Source organism: Tenacibaculum haliotis (assembly GCF_025215075.1).
Lineage (GTDB): Bacteria > Bacteroidota > Bacteroidia > Flavobacteriales > Flavobacteriaceae > Polaribacter > Polaribacter haliotis_B.
Genome location: NZ_JAOBTH010000027.1, coordinates 98,780 through 115,761 on the forward strand (window position 1 = coordinate 98,780; position 16,982 = coordinate 115,761).

Genomic DNA, 16,982 nt, shown 5'->3' on the forward strand with positions numbered 1-16,982 from the left:
TTTATTCAAAATTACTTGCGATACTTTCTGCTAAAACAACAAAATCTTCATTAAGTAATTTTACTTTTTCTATAAACTGAATATCTGCCATGGTATTTAACGGAATTAAATGTACATGCACATGCGGTACCTCAAGTCCTATTACACTCATACCAACACGTTCACAAGTAATTGTTTTTCCTATCGCCTTTGCTACACGATATGAGAAAGACATCAATCCGTTATATTCTTCTTCTGACAAATCGAAAAGCTTATTTTCTTCTCTTTTAGGAACTACTAAAGTGTGTCCTTTTGCATTCGGATTTATATCTAAAAAAGCGATAAAATTTTCATCTTCTGCAATTTTATATGAAGGAATTTCTCCGTTTATTATCTTCGTAAAAATACTTGCCATAATTTTTGTTTTAATGTTTCCTCGAGCGCAATTGAGCGGTTAAAATTAAATCTCTACTCTACTCTGCTCTACCTCACAATAGTAAGTAAAAATAAAAAAAGCGCTGCAAATGCAGCACTTTTATCAATAAATATTTTAAAAGATACTATCTCGATATCTCCATAATTTCGAATTTCATAATTCCATTAGGCACATTAATTTCGGCGATATCACCTACTTTATTCCCTAACAATCCTTTTCCGATAGGAGAATTTACTGATAATTTTCCGTTTCTAATATCTGTTTCAGAATCTGCAACCAAAGTATAAGTAAATTCCATCCCATTAGTCGTGTTTTTTAATCTTACTACTGAATGAATTAATACCTTAGAAGTATCTAACTGACTTTCATCAAGAATACGTGCACTTGCAACTACATTTTTAAGTTGTGCAATTTTAGTTTCTAATAATGATTGCTCTTCTTTTGCCGCATGATACTCTGCATTTTCACTTAAATCACCTTTATCAATAGCGTCACCAATTTCTTGAGAAACTCTTGGCCTTTCCGTATGCTCTAAATGTGATAACTCGTCTTTTAATTTCTTTAATCCTTCTGCACTATAATATGATACTTCACTCATAATTTCTAAACTTTAAAAATCTCACACCGATAGGAATGAGATTGCAACAAATGTACAAAATATTTGTAAATTCGTTGCGTTAGATATATAACACTATTTTAAAATAATGAGAAAAATACTTTGTTTATTAAGTTTAGTAATGGCTATAAGTTGTAGTGACAACACAACTATTAATGGCTGTTTTAATGATGTTAATATGAATACTATTATTGATTCATCTTTATCTGAACATAATATTAGCCCATATAATTTATTGGTTCCAGGTGGACATTCAATTAGTTTTATTGAAGGTAGAAAAGTTTTAATTTCAAACCTTGGAAATAATAATTATCGTGCTTTTGATTTACAATGCCCTTCGAAAGATTGTACATCACCAATGGAATTTAATGGATTAAAATTAACATGTCCTTGTAATAAAGAGCAATATAGTTCTTTGTCTGGATGTCTTATTAATAGTAAAGGAGAATGCGTTGATAATAGTTCTTGCTCAGCTTTAATGTACTTTGTAACTTATCTTGGCAATTCTAAGTTAAGAATCTCCATTTAATTGTATTATCCTATACTTTAGATTCTTATTTTTGCGATAACAACAACACACTAAAATATTTATCTTGAAAAATTATTTTTCTTCAGACTTTAAATTGGGCGTTCTTGGTGGCGGACAATTAGGTAGGATGTTACTTACCGAAACACAAAAACTTGACATTTACACCTTAATTTTAGATGAAAACCCAGAAGCTCCTTGCGCACAGATTTGCAATGAGTTTCATCAAGGAGATTTATTTGATTTTGATACCGTTTACAACTTCGGAAAAAAAGTAGACGTACTAACCATCGAAATAGAAAATATAAACATTGATGCACTCGATAAATTAGAAGCCGAAGGTTTAACTATTTATCCAAAGCCTGCAAACTTAAGAGTAATTCAAAACAAGGCACATCAAAAATTATTTTATAAGAAACACCAAATTCCTACTGCAGATTTTTCTCATTATGCTTTTTTAGAAGAATTAAAGCATTCATACGAAAATAATGTCATCGAATTTCCTTTTGTTTGGAAAGCTGCACAGTTTGGCTATGATGGTAATGGCGTAAAAATAGTTCGTAATTATGAAGATTTACAATCACTACCTAATGTTGAATGTATTGCTGAAAAATTAGTTCCTTTTAAAAATGAATTAGCAGTAATCGTTGCTAGAAATTCATCCGGAGAAATAAAAACATATCCTGTAGTTGAAATGGAATTTCACCCAGAAGCAAATCAGGTTGAATATGTAATTTGCCCTGCAAGAATTGATAATTCTGTTGCTAAAAAAGCACAAGAAGTTGCTTTAAATATTGCTAAAACTTTAGACTTCGTCGGATTATTAGCCGTCGAAATGTTTCAGACAAAAGAAGATGAAATTTTAGTAAACGAAGTAGCGCCAAGAGCACATAATTCTGGTCATTATTCAATTGAAGCAAGTTATACAAGTCAGTTCGAGCAACATTTAAGAAGTATTTTAAACCTTCCTTTAGGGAATACAGAAAGTAAGGTTGCCGGAATTATGGTAAACCTAGTTGGAGAAGAAGGTTATACAGGCGATGTCGTTTACGAAAACATGACCGAAATTTTAAAAATTAATGGTATTACGCCACACATTTACGGAAAAAAAACAACCAAACCTTTCCGTAAAATGGGGCACGTAACGATTGTTAATAAAGACATTAATGAGGCGCGAAAAATAGCCCAACAAGTAAAAGAAACAATTAGAGTAATAGCTAAATAATTACTCGTCAAGCTGAATTTATTTCAGCTTCTCACCCAAACTCATGAGATTCTGAAAAAGGTTAAGAATCTCATTAAAAAAAACATAAAATTATGGTAGGAATTATAATGGGAAGCGATTCAGATCTTCCAATCATGCAAGAAGCAATTGATATTTTAGAAGGTTTTGATATTCAAATAGAAGTTGATATTGTATCTGCGCACAGAACACCCGAAAAATTAGTTGACTATTCTAAAAACGCACATACCCGCGGAATAAAAGTAATTATTGCTGGTGCTGGTGGTGCTGCGCATTTACCAGGAATGGTTGCTAGTATGAGCCCGTTACCAATAATCGGAGTTCCTGTAAAAAGTAGAAACTCTATTGACGGATGGGATTCTGTTTTATCAATTTTACAAATGCCTGGTGGCGTTCCTGTAGCAACTGTTGCTTTAGATGGTGCAAAAAATGCAGGGATTTTAGCGGCTCAAATTATTGGAGCTTCTGATAAGTGTGTATTAGATAAAATTATCGCATATAAAGAAGGCTTAAAGTTAAAGGTTGAAAAAGCTTCGGAACGTGTAAGAAAATAGATTATTATGAATAGACCTCACAGGTTTTAAAAACCTGTGAGGTCTGAAAAAAGAATAAATGAATCCACTTTTACAAAATTTTAATACACCTCCTTTTTCAAAAATTAAAAATGCTGATTTTAAACCAGCCATTGAAGAAGGAATAAAAATAGCAAAAACAGAAATTGCTGCCATTGTAAATAATACTGATGCTGCTACTTTTGATAATACCACAGTAGCTTTAGATTTTACAGGTGAAAAACTGAATAAAATAACTTCTATTTTCTTCAATTTAAATTCTGCCGAAACCAATGATAAAATTCAGAAAATAGCACAAGAGGTTTCTCCTTGGCTAAGTGAATTCAGAAATGATATCACGTTAAATGAAGATTTATTTAAAAGAGTTAAAACTGTTTTTGATGCTAAAGACAATTTAGATTTATCTCCTGAACAAGAAATGTTGCTAGACAAACAATACAAAAGTTTTGCTAGAAACGGTGCTAATTTAAATGAAACTGACAAAGTAGAATTACGCACAATTGATGCTGAATTATCTAAACTATCATTAAAATTTGGAGAAAATGTATTGGCTGAAACCAATGCCTTTGAAATGCATTTAACTGATGAAAATGATTTATCAGGTTTACCTGAAAGTGTAAAAGAGGCTGCCAAAGAAGTTGCAAAATCAAAAGAGAAAAAAGGTTGGATTTTCACTTTAGATTATCCAAGTTACATTCCTTTTATGATCTATGCTGACAATAGAGAATTACGTAAAAAATTAGCCATTGCTGCTGGTAAAAAAGGATTTCAAGATAATGACTTTAACAACGAAGAGATTGTTTTAAATATTGTAAAACTTCGTTACAAAAGAGCTAATTTATTAGGCTACAAAACACATGCTCATTTTGTTTTAGAGGAACGAATGGCAGAAACACCTGAAAAAGTTTTATCTTTTTCAAACGATTTATTAGCCAAATCAAAACCTGCCGCAAAACGTGAATTTGATAATTTAGCCGCTTACGCTAAGAAATTAGATGGCATAACGCAACTTGAAAAATGGGACGGCGCTTATTATTCAGAAAAATTAAAGAAAGAATTATTTTCTTTAGATCAAGAGTTACTAAAACCTTATTTTAAATTAGAAAACGTAATTGATGGTGTTTTTGAAATTGCTAATCGTTTATTCGACTTACAGTTTGAAGAAATAAATTCGATAGATAAATACCACGAAGATGTAAAAACATACAATGTAACTGATGCAAACGGAAATTTTGTATCACATTTTTATGCTGATTTTCATCCAAGGCCAGGGAAAAGAAATGGTGCATGGATGACGAGTTATAAATCGCAACAAATTAAAAATGGTGTTAATGAGCGTCCGCAAGTATCTATTGTTTGTAACTTTACTAAGCCTACCGAAACAAAACCATCATTATTAACCTTTAACGAGGTTACAACGCTATTTCATGAATTTGGACATGCGCTTCACGGAATGCTCGCTAACACAACTTACAATAGTCTATCAGGAACTTCAGTTTCTTGGGATTTTGTTGAATTACCTAGTCAGGTTTTAGAAAACTGGTGTTACGAAAAAGAAGCTTTAGAATTATTTGCGAAACATTATGAAACTGGAGAAGTAATTCCGATGGAATATGTTACAAAAATAAAAGAATCAGCAAGTTTTCATGAAGGAATGCAAACTTTACGTCAATTAAGTTTTGGTTTACTAGATATGCAATGGCATGGTGGTGAATCACCTGAAAAAATAACTTCTGTTAAAGAATTTGAATCAAAAGCTTTTGCTGATACTCAATTATATCCTGATGTTGCTGAAAATTGTATGAGTACTGCTTTCTCTCATATTTTTCAAGGAGGATATTCTGCCGGATATTATTCTTACAAATGGGCAGAAGTTTTAGATGCTGATGCTTTTGAGTATTTTTTAGAAGAAGGAATCTTTAATAAACAAGTTGCTGATAAATTTAAAGACAATATTTTATCAAAAGGAGGCACCGAAAAACCAATGGAATTATACAAGCGGTTTAGAGGAAAAGAACCTAAACCTGATGCACTTTTGAAACGCGCTGGGTTATTAACCAATAATTAACCTTTTTACTAATTCATCATTTTAAAAGAAGTTCTATTTTTATAAAAAATAATTTTATGAAAATAGGACTTTTTATTATTTTACATTTTCTTTTTATTTCCTTTATGTTTTCTCAAACAATAATAAAAGGAAAATTAAAAACTGCTGATAACAAACCTCTTGAAGGTGCTTCTGTTTACTTAAATAACACAACTATTGGCATCATTTCAAATAAAGAAGGAGAATTTCTATTAAAAGCAAAAAATGGAAATTACAATTTAATTATTTCATATTTAGGCTATACAACAATTCAAAAATCAGTAAACGCTAACAGTGAAACGATTATTTTAAACTTTACTTTAAAACCTGATAATACTGTTTTAAACGAAGTAGTTATTAAAAAAACAAAATACGATGCTGATTGGAAATACAATTTAACTCGATTTAAACAAGCTTTTTTAGGCAGAACAAAACTTGCTGATAAATGTGAAATTTTAAATCGCTACATTTTGAATATAATTACAAAACCAAAAGTTTAACTGCTTTCGCCAAAGAGCCTTTACAAATTAAACATAAAAGTTTAGGTTATTTAATAACTTACGATTTAGTTAATTTTGAAATAAAAGGAAAACAATTATTTTTTAGTGGCTACGCCAGATATAAAAACTTACGTAAATCAGTAACTAAAAAATGGAAAAACAATCGTTTGGAAGCTTTTAATGGTTCTCAAATGCATTTTTTAAGAAGCCTAATTGATAAACAGATAAAAGAAGACGGCTTTGTTGTTAATCAGTTTAAAAGAGTTTTAAATCCGGATAGACCTGCAGATAATGAAATAAAAATGGCGCATCAACTCATTAAATTACATGGAAGTAAAATTAACTTTTCGGATAACATAGCAGAACCAAAAACGCCTTTAGATAGCGCTTTAATAATTATAAAAAAAGCAAGACTTCCAAAATATAGAGATTATTTATACAAAAGAAACGTGCCTTATAATGGAATGATTTCTTTTAACAAGCATAAAGCATTTTTAAATTTTAAAGATTATTTAATGGTTATTTATACCAAAGAACCTGAAGAAGAAAACTACTTAAAAGGAATGTTTGGTAAACGTAAAAAGGCTTCTGGTGTACAAACTTCAAACATTGTTTTATTAGAAGGAAAAGCTGAAATTGATAAATCTGGTGTTTTGGTAAATCCTAACGCTATTATTAATGAAGGTTATTGGGGTTTTGAAGCTTTTGCTAACATGCTACCTTTAGATTATCAACTACCTAAAAAATAACTTCAACTCTCTTAAACCTGTAAAACAAAGTGTTATAAAAAATATATGAAGTCATCTTCTCAAAATTGATGATATATATATATATATATATTTGCACCCATAAAAATATAACAATGAAAAAAATATTGCTTTTATTAATTACCTTTTTTCTTTACCAATGTTCAAATGACAACCTTCCTAAAGAAGGTCAATTATCTTTTAAAATACAAAAAATACCAGAAAGTGTACAAGATAAATATAATTTTACTGATTTAAATGTCGATGTATATGCTAATAAAGAGGATTATTTACATGAAACGAATAAAGTTTATTCTGGAAAATTTAATTCCGAAGGGAAATTTACACTTTCAGAAAATATAAAGTATAATCATCTTTATTTTATTGATATATATACAGATGATAATTTCTTAAGTAGTTGGAGAGAAAATGACAACAATTCTTATAATTCTGTTGAAAATGAATATTTAATTCAATTAAGCGAAGGAGTAAGAGTATTTTTAGGAGAATGGAATTTTAACTCTTATAATCAAAATCATTATGGTCACACTAATCATGATAGAACCGAAAGAAAAAAACTTAAAATAAATAAAGATTTATCAATTACTTCTACAGAAGAGTATAATAATATTGAATTTACTATTCAATATAAAATTATTCGATCTCACGGTGGAAAAGATGGTCAATTGACTCTAAAACATATTTCAACAACTCCTGCCGACACGAATCTTTATCCTTATTTCAGTAGTGCACCAAGTTCTATTACAATAAATACAAGTGCTATAATAATAAATTATTTAAGTGATTTAAAAATGTTAGATTTTTATGATTATACAGATGAATACGTATATTACTCGAAATAAAAACTAAATTTTATTTTTAGCTTCAATCCACTTGCTCATGTATTTTGTAGCCTGTAAGGTTTGATGTTGTAATAAACTTCCAAGAAAATTATTTTGACGGTGTTCAATTATATTTTCTTGGATTTTTTTTATGCGCTCAACAAAAGGCTTCTCAATTTTTTCTTTATCATAAATAGCATTGATAATTTCTATTCCGTTTAATTGATGTTTTTTCCACAATTTTTCATCAGCAAATAACTCTATTGCTTTGTTTGAAAAAACCTCAAAATCATCCGCTATAAAGCCATTCCATTCAAAACCATCATGCATTCCTTCTGCTCCGATTAACGTTGTTACAGACGGTGTTCCACATAACATTGCTTCAGTAAGTTTCCCTTTAATTCCTGCGCCAAAACGTATCGGTGCCAAAACTACTTTTGCATTTCGTACAACTTCCATTGCATCATCAGCAAAACCTTTTACGATGAACCCTTCTTTTTTATTATGCAACTGATTTATTTGTTGCGTTGCATACGCCCCGTAAATATGTATTTCTGTTTTTGGTAGTTTTTTTCGAATAGAGTTCCATATCAATTTTAACTGTAAAACTGCATCAACATTTGGTGCATGGAAAAAGTTACCAATAAACACAAAATGCTCTCGATCTTTAAAAGGTTTCCATTTTTCAATAACCTTTTCTTCAATTTTTTCTAATAAAAAAGGAAGATGAAAGAGTAAATTTTCATCAATTTTAAAAACCTCTTTCAATAATTTTACTTCATAAGAAGAAATAATTAAACTCAAATCACATCGTAATATTGCTGCTATTTCTCGTTTTGCATCATCAGATTGCAACAAAGCATCGGAAGAAAATGTTTTCCCTTTTTTTAATTGTTGATGACGGGTTTTACGCAAAAAATGTAAATCTTCAGTATCAAGAATCCTTATAGCGTCTGGACAATTTTCTGCCACACGCCAACCGAATTGTTCCTCCATCATAAAACGATCGAACAACACAATATCCGGATTCACATCAACAATAAAATCATCAAAAGAAGTAGAATTTAATTCAATATTAACCTCTTTTACTCCAATTTCAGATAAATTAATTGCTTTTTCGCCCTTTTGTGCAGGCGATGCAAATGTTATTTTGTAGTTATTCTTTAAAAATAATTCAATTAATTGCAACATTCTACTTCCTGCGGCAGAAGAATTGGGTTCTACCCAAACATAGCCAATAATTAATAATTGCCTCATTAATTCATTAATTGCTTTTTATATACTGATTGCGCATTTTTTGCCCAGTCAACCACTTCTTTAATTTCTATTTCTGTTAATTTGGCATCAAAATGTGTCCAAGTATACGAATCAATCGGCATTTTTAGTTGTGCAACCTCTTCCCAAATTTCTTCCATTTTATGCTCTTTTCGTTTTAAAGAGTAACTTTTCCATTCAGAAAAATTTAATTCATCTTTCCCTTCTTTAACATGATCTGCCATCCAAAAATTAACAGGAGTAATGTTACTATACCATGGATAGTTAGTTGCGTTACTATGACAATCAAAACATGCCGATTTTAAAATTTTATGCAAATTTTTAGGCGGATTCGTTTCCGATACAAAAGGTTGAACAGTACTTAACTCTCCATTATTTTTTTTAGGTTGAAAAAATTGCATCACCACTAATACCACAATTATTAGTGCTATTATTTTCTTTAGAATTTTCATAAATTTCATTTGAGTTTTTAAAGATATGAAAACTTAATTTATCGACAAATAATTGTATTTTTGTAATCATTATTTATGAAAAAAAAACACAACTCATGAAATACGATTTAATCGTTATTGGTTCTGGTCCAGGTGGATATATTGCTGCAATTAGAGCCGCTCAATTAGGATCTAAAGTAGCAATTATCGAAAAATATTCAACTTTAGGTGGTACCTGTTTAAATGTAGGATGTATTCCTTCTAAAGCTTTATTAGATTCTTCTCATCATTATTACGATGCTGTGCATCATTTTGAAGAACATGGAATTTCGGTTGAAAAGCCTTCTTTCGATTTTGGAAAAATGGTAGACCGCAAAGCTAAAGTTGTAGAAACTACAACAGGAGGAATTAAATATTTAATGGACAAGAATGATATTACTGTTCATGAAGGTTTAGGTTCTTTTGAAGATGCAACACACGTAAAAGTTACTAAAAACGATGGGACATCAGAAGTAATTGAAGGGACAAACATTATTATAGCAACAGGTTCTAAACCATCTACATTACCGTTTATTTCTTTAGATAAAGAACGCGTTATAACATCAACCGAAGCTTTAAAACTTAAAGAAGTACCAAAACACTTATTAGTAATTGGTGGTGGAGTAATCGGTTTAGAGTTAGGTTCTGTTTACAAGCGTTTAGGTGCTGATGTAACTGTAATTGAATATGCTCCAAAAATCACTCCTACCATGGATGCTGATATTTCTAAAGAACTTCAAAAAGTTTTAAAGAAACAAGGTATGAAGTTTAACACAAGTCACGGTGTTACTTCGGTAGAAAGAAACGGAGATGAAGTTATTGTAAAAGCAACCAATAAAAAAGGTGAAGAAGTTACTTTTAACGGAGACTATTGTTTAGTTGCTGTTGGTCGTAAAGCTTTTACAAAAGGTTTAGGTTTAGAAAAAGCAGGCGTTAAGCTTACTGATAAAGGAATGGTTGACGTAAACGATCATTTACAAACTAGTGTTTCTAACATTTTTGCTATTGGTGATGTTGTTCGTGGAGCAATGTTAGCTCATAAAGCTGAAGAAGAAGGTGTTGTTGTTGCTGAATTTTTAGCAGGACAAAAACCTCATATCGATTATAATTTAATTCCTGGTATTGTGTATACATGGCCAGAAGTTGCTGCTGTTGGTAAAACAGAACAAGAATTAAAAGATGCTGGTGTTGCTTATAAAGCTGGTAAATTTTCTATGCGTGCTTTAGGAAGATCTAGAGCTAGTGGAGATACTGACGGATTTGTAAAAGTATTAGCTGATAAAAATACGGATGAAGTATTAGGAGTTCATATGGTTGGTGCACGTGTTGCCGATTTAATTATGGAAGCTGCCGTAGCAATGGAATTTAGAGCTTCTGCTGAAGATTTAGCAAGAATATGCCATGGACATCCAACATACTCAGAGGCTGTTAAAGAAGCTGCAAAAGCTGCTTGGGACGGAAAACCTTTAAATGCTTAATACAAAGCTTTAAAATATATTTTAAAAAAGCAATCTCGTTTGGGATTGCTTTTTTTTGTTACTAGTTTAATATCATAATTAAACTTTTAAGTATCTTGTAGTTATTATTCGAAAAGTTAAGTTTAGATGGAAGATGAAATTATAGATAAACTATTATTAGAAATATCAAATACAGATCAATATTTTTACTCTGTTAATCAAACAGATAATCCTAATGAATATATAAATAAGATGGATCCTTTGATTTATTTAAAAGATGAGCTTAAATTAATTCGTTTACCTTTTGACACTAACTATATAACGCTAACCCCTTTAGGAGTGGAAGTAATAGAAAAAGGTGGTTGGATTCAATATAAAAAATGGAAATCATTAAAGGAGAATTTAGAATTAAAAAAAACTAAAATTGACGTTGATTTATCTGAAAAAACACTCAAAGAATTTCCAAAGACTAAATGGTTTGCAAGAATTGGATTTATAATCGGAATATTACTTGCTTTAAAAGAATTATATATATTAATATTTCAAAAAACAAATCATTAAATAAAAAAATCCGAACTCATTGAGTTCGGATTTTTTATATTTTAACTTTTTTAGCTTATTGAATCCCGTAAAAAGAACTCATGTTATCTTCAATATTAGAAGCTTTTTTAATTGCTTCATACATTTGAAAAGATTTGTTTTTTCTTTCGTTTACTAAACGTTTTCTGTAAGAATCGTAGTTTGGTAAAGCTGTTGGTAATGTTTTAGAAGTAACTTCAAAAGCAAATAAACCTTTATCTCCTATTACATTTTTAACAACGGTGTTTTCTTTTGCGTTTAACATAGCTCCTACTACTTTTGGTTCAAATCCTACACCAGAAATTGTTGGTGATTGTAAGTTTACATCCGTAGCATTTTTAACTGTTACAGTTACTGATTTTGCCATTTCTGCTAAAGTAGCTCCGCTAATTTTAGCTTCAATTAATTTGGCTTTTCTTTCTTTTGTTAAAATAGGACGAACGATTGCGATTGCTTTTTCAACTGGCATTAAACCTTTTTCCGTTTTAGCAGTTAAAATAGCTACTACATAACCACCTTCAACATCAAAACGTTTAGATAATCCTGTGTTTACTTCTGAATCAAAAGACCAAGTGATTATTTCTCTTTCTTTACCAATACCTGGTACAACTTCATCTAAAGATTTTAAACCTACTGCTGGCAAAGCTGTTAAATTTTTCTCTTTTACAACTTCATCAAAGTTTTTACCGTTTGCTAATTCTAAAGCAAAAGTTTCTGCATTTTGAAAAACAGTATTTTCTGTTTCTTCAGAAGCTTCTATCTTACGACCAAATGTTGCTAATTTTACAACTGATTGAAAGTTCTTTTGATCATCAATTTTAATTATATGGAATCCGAATTGAGATTTAACAACTCCCATGTCTCCTTTTTTACCTTCAAAAACAAAATCTCTAAAAGCTGGTACCATTCTGTTGTAACCAAACCAATCGTAAAATCCTTCTTTTTCAACCGAACCTTTATCCGAAGAAAATTCTTTTACAAATTCGCCAAATTTAGATTTGTTTCCTTTTAATACAACTAACAAACTATCTGCTGTACTTTTTGCTTCTTCTTCTGTTTGAGATACAGTAGCATCTGCATTTGACAACCCTACAAAAGGAATTAAAATGTGACTTGCTTGCGCAGAGTCTGGTAACTGAACAACTGTCGTTATTTTAGATAACTTAAAGTGGTTTGCGTCTTTATATGGTCCAAAAACATCACCTTCTTTTCCATTAAAAATTTCTTCTGCAATTACCTGTGGTACCTGTACTTTAAACTTGTAATTGTTATCTAACGTAATGTCTGAATCATTTTCTGATAAAAACTCAGTATAATTAGTTGTATTTTTTAATCCTTTAACTGAAATATTAGCGCTCGTAACTGAATCTTCAATTAGCTTAGCAACTTCTGCCTTAATAGCTACTTCATCATCAGAAGTTGGTTTAATATCAAACTTTACAAAGTTAATATCTCTAGAAGCATCTACTTGAAAGTTTTGCTCGTGTTTATTTATATAAGTCTTAACATCGCTCTTTTTTAAAGTAACTAAACTATCAGCAATTGTTGTATAAGGAACATATACGTATTTACCTGAAACCTTTGTGTTTTCTGTTAAGTATTGTGCTTCACCTTCTTTTAAAGAAGCTCCTAAACCAGCTGCAACAAGATTATCGTATGCTGTTTTTTCAAGATTGTTTTTTAATGAAAACATGTAGTTTTGCCAATTTTTCCAATCAGCACCGTTTTCTTCTTTAATTGTTGCTAAAAATTCTTTGAATTTATTTTTATCAAGAATATTTGATGTTTGAAACCTTGGATCATTTAAGATAAACTCTGTTTCATACAATTTATTCATAATATCAGCATCTCCAACAGTAATTCCTGCTTCTTCTAACTGAGTTTTGTATATTTTTTGTCTGATTAAATTTCCCCAAACTGCTTTTGCAGCTTGCATTTCAGAAATACTATTACCAGTTTGTGCTTTATAAGCATCTAAAGCTTCCGCAAATTCTTGGCGCGAGATTGTTTCTCCATTTACTTCACCAATTTCATTTACTTTACTTGCATTAAAAAAATCTGATATTGTAGAAGGGTCTAATACAAAAGCGAAAAGTGCTAAACCAATTACAAGAATTAAGAACATTGAACGTTCTCTAATCTTCGATAAAATTGCCATACGTTATTTATTTTATTTACAGTGAGCGAAAATACAATTTCATAGTAAACAATGCAATCTTTTTTTAAGCTGTTTTCAATAGAGTTCTACTTTGCTTGGAATAAGTTACGATTACTCTTCTTTATCGACCTTTTTTAAGTAAAGTGCATCGATTTTAGTAGCACTAACTTTTAATATTTTAATGTAAAATTTATCGATTTCCAAAATCTCATCTTGTTCGGGAATCGTTTCTGTATGATCGATAATAAATCCACCTAAAGTTTCGTAGGCTTCTTCCTTAGGAATATTTAAATCGTATTCTTCATTTAAATAATCGACTTCTAAACGTGCCGAAAAATTAAATTCTTTATCATTTATTTTCTCCTCTAATAATTCTTGACTATCATGTTCATCTTCAATTTCACCAAACAACTCCTCTACAACGTCTTCAACAGTGATGATTCCTGATGTACCTCCATATTCATCAACAACAACAGCAATACTCTTTCTTTTTTTCATTAAACTGTTTAAAACATCATTGATAATCATTGATTCTGGCACAAACTCTACAGGTAATAATATTGATTTAATAGAGCTAGGTTTCTTAAACAACTCAAAAGCATTTACGTATCCTAAAATATCATCTAAAGAATTTTTGTAAACCAAAATTTTAGACAAACCAGTTGTTATAAATATGTTTTTAAGTGCATCTACTGATTGATGTATATCAATTGCCATAATTTCGGTTCGCGGCACCATAATTTCTCGTGCTTTTACCTTATGAAATTCTAATGCGTTTTGAAAAATTTGAATTTCAGAATCAACCACACCTTCATCGTCTCTACCTCCATCCAATTGTTCTGAGATATAATGTCCTAATTCTTCTTTGCTAAATTCTGTTTTAGCTTCATCTTCTCTAATTTTAAAAAAAACAAATAAGCAGAAGTCAGAAATTTTTGTGATAACCCAAGTTATTCCGTAAAACAGTAAGTAGAATACATATGCTGGAACTACAAAAACCTTAAGTGTTTCGTTTGCATAAATTCTGAAAATTGTTTTAGGTAAAAATTCAGCGGTTACTAATATAAGTACTGTAGAGACTACTGTTTGTGTTAACAGATTTAAATCATCTAATAAATAATTTATAAATGTAATGTTTGTTGGCAACAGTGTTTGAAACCAATTCATTAACAATTGTCCCATAAAGTAACTGTAAATTACTAACGCAACATTATTACCCACTAACATAGTGGTAATAAATTTTGATGATTTCTCGGTAAGTATTGCTAAAATTTTAGGTAAAAAACCAGCTCTTTTTTTTTCTAACTCAATATGTAATTTATTGGCAGAAACAAAAGCTATTTCCATTCCTGAAAAAAAGGCTGAAAACAATATAGAAGCAAAGATTATAATGATTTGGAATTCCATTATTGTTGTTGATTTCTCTTTGCTACTTTTCTTCTAAAGTGGCGTTTAAAAAAGAAAATTAAGGTAATAAATATACCAAAGCCAAACATAATAAGCGCTTCTTGTTTATCTGAACTCCATTTTAAGATTCCTTCAATAAAAAAGATTACTCCAAGTACAAGGTATCCGTATTGTAAATATTTCCAAAGTGTATTCATATTATTTTATTTTTGATCCGTCTGAAAGTCTCCAGTAATATCTTTAGCAATCCATTTGGTTAAATCTTCTCTAGACTCAAAACCAAATCCATTTATAGTATCTCTTAATGTAGTTAATCTAAAACCATCTTCGGTAAAAAAATAATGTTCTTTTTGATCCCAAAATAATTGGTTGGTTTCTAATTTTGTATGTTCCCTGTGATTTAAAATTACCACATTTCCTTTAATTTCAGAAACACTTGTTTTATTATACGCTATTGCATAATTACCTGTAATAGTTGTAGAATCCTTTCCTCCTTTATCAATCGAAACAATTTTTATTCCTTTAGGAAACTCGTTATAAGGATGCTCCTTACGGTTAGAAAAATCATAAAAAACAGCTGCATTTGTTTTTGATGTTATTTTACCTGAATCTTTTTTTATGTGATAAATATTTTTAGCCATCCCAATAGGCATGTTTTTATCTGCCAAAAAATCGCGTACTTCTTTTTTAGAGTTGATACAAGAAAAAAGCATTGCTACCATAAAAATGGTAGCAATGCTTTTACATATATGTATTGAATATGATTTCATTTCGTTTATTAAGGAATACGCACTGTTTCTCCTATCCAACATCCAATCCTATGAGTTCCTCCAGATGCTACACCTTTTTGAAATACTAATTTCTTAGATGGCATGTTCTTTCTATAACTAGAAATGTATCTGTTAGCCCCACAACCTGGATCTACTTTTTTAGCTTTTAATGCTTTATTTAAAGCAGCTACATATACCATTCTTTTTTCAAATTCATCACTACCACAAGAATTTGCACTCTTTTGGTATAAACTAGCAATAAACAAATAAGCTTTCCCCATATTAGGATTATACTTTAATGCTTGGTAAGCTAAAGCTCTTGCTCTTGCACCACTTGCACCTTGCGCTTCTCTTAATTTATACTTCGCCTTTACAAAAGGATCTGTTTCTAAATCGAATGCTTTTTTTCTCATTTTAGCAGCACCACTTCTATCTCCGTTCTTAGCTAAAACTCCAGCTACGAAATTAAAAGCATCCGAAGATTGAGTTACATCTGCATATGCTTTTGCCAATTTCTCGTATAAAGGATCTGTTTGACAACCTTTATTGTGCATTCTATTTACAGCTCTTTTTAACCAAACACCATCAGTTTTCTTTCCTTCAAAATCCCTAGTATAAATAGGTATTAATCGTTCGCATGTTGCAATTTTAGAAATCATAGCGTCTAAACCACCTTCTACTTGACCTAAAGCACCTGAATTAATAGTGAATGCTTTTAAGTTTCTTCCCTCTCTAGCGTCAATAGTTCCTAAAGAATCTTTTTCTTGTAACTTCGCTATTCTCTTATTGTAATCTTCTAATTTTACTTCTACAGATTCCATTACATCATCATAAGTATCAAATACTTTTTGAGGATCTGTATCTTTATTCTCTTCTGCAATAGCTTTAAAATATCTAAAAATATTTTTTACACTCATGTCTGTAGGAGAAATATCGTATGCCTTCTTTAAAATTTCAAAAACTTCTGCATCAGTAGCTAATTTATTTTTTATCAAAAGCTTAGCGTAATCACTATGCACTTTCGCAGGTCTTTTTCCTGGAAAATTTAACAATCTAGCGTTATAAATTCTTTTTGCTAACGGATAATCTTTAGTGTTCTTAGCAACTTTAGCTCCTAATACATATATATTGACTGATAATTTTGGGCAATTAGTTAATAAATGCTCTAAATTTATTTTAGCTGCGTCATATTTCTTTGTATTTGCATCTCCTTTAAAAAGATTATACTTTACATTACAATCTTGCCCCGTTTGTGCATTAACACCATTTACGGCTACAAACAAAAATAAACCTGTTAGTAAATACGTAATTTTTTTCATC

The 16,982-nt window shown here is 30.3% G+C and carries 18 protein-coding genes; 9 read left to right on the forward strand and 9 right to left on the reverse strand.

Annotated features, from left to right (window positions below; all coding sequences use genetic code 11):
• Position 1: 1 nt before the first annotated feature.
• Together N2251_RS08050 and greA are read right to left on the reverse strand one after the other, a co-directional pair.
• On the reverse strand, positions 2 to 394 hold the full coding sequence (locus N2251_RS08050) for an HIT family protein (protein ID WP_260586236.1): 393 nt from the start codon (positions 392 to 394) through the stop codon (positions 2 to 4).
• A 145-nt stretch (positions 395 to 539) separates the two neighbouring features.
• Positions 540 to 1,013, reverse strand: coding sequence for a transcription elongation factor GreA (gene greA, locus N2251_RS08055; protein WP_260586237.1), 474 nt, complete (start codon positions 1,011 to 1,013; stop codon positions 540 to 542).
• 106 nt (positions 1,014 to 1,119) lie between these two features.
• Between greA and N2251_RS08060 the strand changes: the two genes are divergently transcribed.
• The 7 genes from N2251_RS08060 (at position 1,120) to N2251_RS08090 (ending at position 7,567) form a co-directional block, all read left to right on the forward strand.
• Positions 1,120 to 1,560, forward strand: a complete 441-nt coding sequence (locus N2251_RS08060; RefSeq protein WP_260586238.1) for a Rieske (2Fe-2S) protein — start codon at positions 1,120 to 1,122, stop codon at positions 1,558 to 1,560.
• A 64-nt stretch (positions 1,561 to 1,624) separates the two neighbouring features.
• Complete coding sequence (locus N2251_RS08065; RefSeq protein ID WP_260586239.1) at positions 1,625 to 2,782, forward strand: 5-(carboxyamino)imidazole ribonucleotide synthase; 1,158 nt, start codon at positions 1,625 to 1,627, stop codon at positions 2,780 to 2,782.
• Positions 2,783 to 2,874: 92 nt separating this feature from the next.
• On the forward strand, positions 2,875 to 3,354 hold the full coding sequence (gene purE / locus N2251_RS08070) for a 5-(carboxyamino)imidazole ribonucleotide mutase (RefSeq protein WP_260586240.1): 480 nt from the start codon (positions 2,875 to 2,877) through the stop codon (positions 3,352 to 3,354).
• Positions 3,355 to 3,412: 58 nt separating this feature from the next.
• Positions 3,413 to 5,440, forward strand: a complete 2,028-nt coding sequence (locus N2251_RS08075) for a M3 family metallopeptidase (protein ID WP_260586241.1) — start codon at positions 3,413 to 3,415, stop codon at positions 5,438 to 5,440.
• A gap of 56 nt (positions 5,441 to 5,496) precedes the next feature.
• Complete coding sequence (locus N2251_RS08080; RefSeq protein WP_260586242.1) at positions 5,497 to 5,958, forward strand: carboxypeptidase-like regulatory domain-containing protein; 462 nt, start codon at positions 5,497 to 5,499, stop codon at positions 5,956 to 5,958.
• A 191-nt stretch (positions 5,959 to 6,149) separates the two neighbouring features.
• Complete coding sequence (locus N2251_RS08085; RefSeq protein ID WP_260586243.1) at positions 6,150 to 6,707, forward strand: hypothetical protein; 558 nt, start codon at positions 6,150 to 6,152, stop codon at positions 6,705 to 6,707.
• A 113-nt stretch (positions 6,708 to 6,820) separates the two neighbouring features.
• Positions 6,821 to 7,567, forward strand: coding sequence for a hypothetical protein (locus N2251_RS08090; RefSeq protein ID WP_260586244.1), 747 nt, complete (start codon positions 6,821 to 6,823; stop codon positions 7,565 to 7,567).
• Between the two features lie 3 nt (positions 7,568 to 7,570).
• Here the strand turns inward: N2251_RS08090 and N2251_RS08095 are convergent, their stop codons facing one another.
• Entirely contained in the window at positions 7,571 to 8,803 is a 1,233-nt protein-coding gene (locus N2251_RS08095) for a glycosyltransferase family 4 protein (RefSeq protein ID WP_260586245.1), read from the reverse strand.
• Positions 8,803 to 9,273 (reverse strand): heme-binding domain-containing protein, encoded by a 471-nt coding sequence (locus N2251_RS08100; protein ID WP_260586246.1) that lies wholly within the window; start codon positions 9,271 to 9,273, stop codon positions 8,803 to 8,805. Before N2251_RS08100 ends, N2251_RS08095 begins: the two co-directional genes overlap by 1 nt.
• A 95-nt stretch (positions 9,274 to 9,368) precedes the next feature.
• Here N2251_RS08100 and lpdA point away from each other — a divergent pair, with 95 nt between their 5' ends.
• Together lpdA and N2251_RS08110 are read left to right on the forward strand one after the other, a co-directional pair.
• The gene (gene lpdA, locus N2251_RS08105) at positions 9,369 to 10,769 is read left to right on the forward strand and encodes a dihydrolipoyl dehydrogenase (RefSeq protein WP_260586247.1); all 1,401 of its coding nucleotides are present in this window, start codon (positions 9,369 to 9,371) and stop codon (positions 10,767 to 10,769) included.
• A 126-nt stretch (positions 10,770 to 10,895) separates the two neighbouring features.
• Complete coding sequence (locus N2251_RS08110) at positions 10,896 to 11,309, forward strand: hypothetical protein (RefSeq protein ID WP_260586248.1); 414 nt, start codon at positions 10,896 to 10,898, stop codon at positions 11,307 to 11,309.
• Positions 11,310 to 11,364: 55 nt separating this feature from the next.
• Here N2251_RS08110 and N2251_RS08115 read toward each other — a convergent pair whose 3' ends face one another.
• The 5 genes from N2251_RS08115 to N2251_RS08135 form a co-directional block, all read right to left on the reverse strand.
• Positions 11,365 to 13,485, reverse strand: a complete 2,121-nt coding sequence (locus N2251_RS08115) for a peptidylprolyl isomerase (RefSeq protein WP_260586249.1) — start codon at positions 13,483 to 13,485, stop codon at positions 11,365 to 11,367.
• 111 nt (positions 13,486 to 13,596) lie between these two features.
• Positions 13,597 to 14,892, reverse strand: coding sequence for a hemolysin family protein (locus N2251_RS08120; protein ID WP_260586250.1), 1,296 nt, complete (start codon positions 14,890 to 14,892; stop codon positions 13,597 to 13,599).
• A complete protein-coding gene (locus N2251_RS08125; RefSeq protein WP_260586251.1) occupies positions 14,892 to 15,089 on the reverse strand; it encodes a hypothetical protein in 198 nt (65 codons plus the stop codon). The genes N2251_RS08120 and N2251_RS08125 overlap by 1 nt, the downstream gene beginning before the upstream one ends.
• Positions 15,090 to 15,095: 6 nt before the next feature.
• On the reverse strand, positions 15,096 to 15,662 hold the full coding sequence (gene lptC / locus N2251_RS08130) for an LPS export ABC transporter periplasmic protein LptC (protein ID WP_260586252.1): 567 nt from the start codon (positions 15,660 to 15,662) through the stop codon (positions 15,096 to 15,098).
• Positions 15,663 to 15,670: 8 nt separating this feature from the next.
• Entirely contained in the window at positions 15,671 to 16,981 is a 1,311-nt protein-coding gene (locus N2251_RS08135) for a tetratricopeptide repeat protein (RefSeq protein WP_260586253.1), read from the reverse strand.
• Position 16,982: the final 1 nt, after the last annotated feature.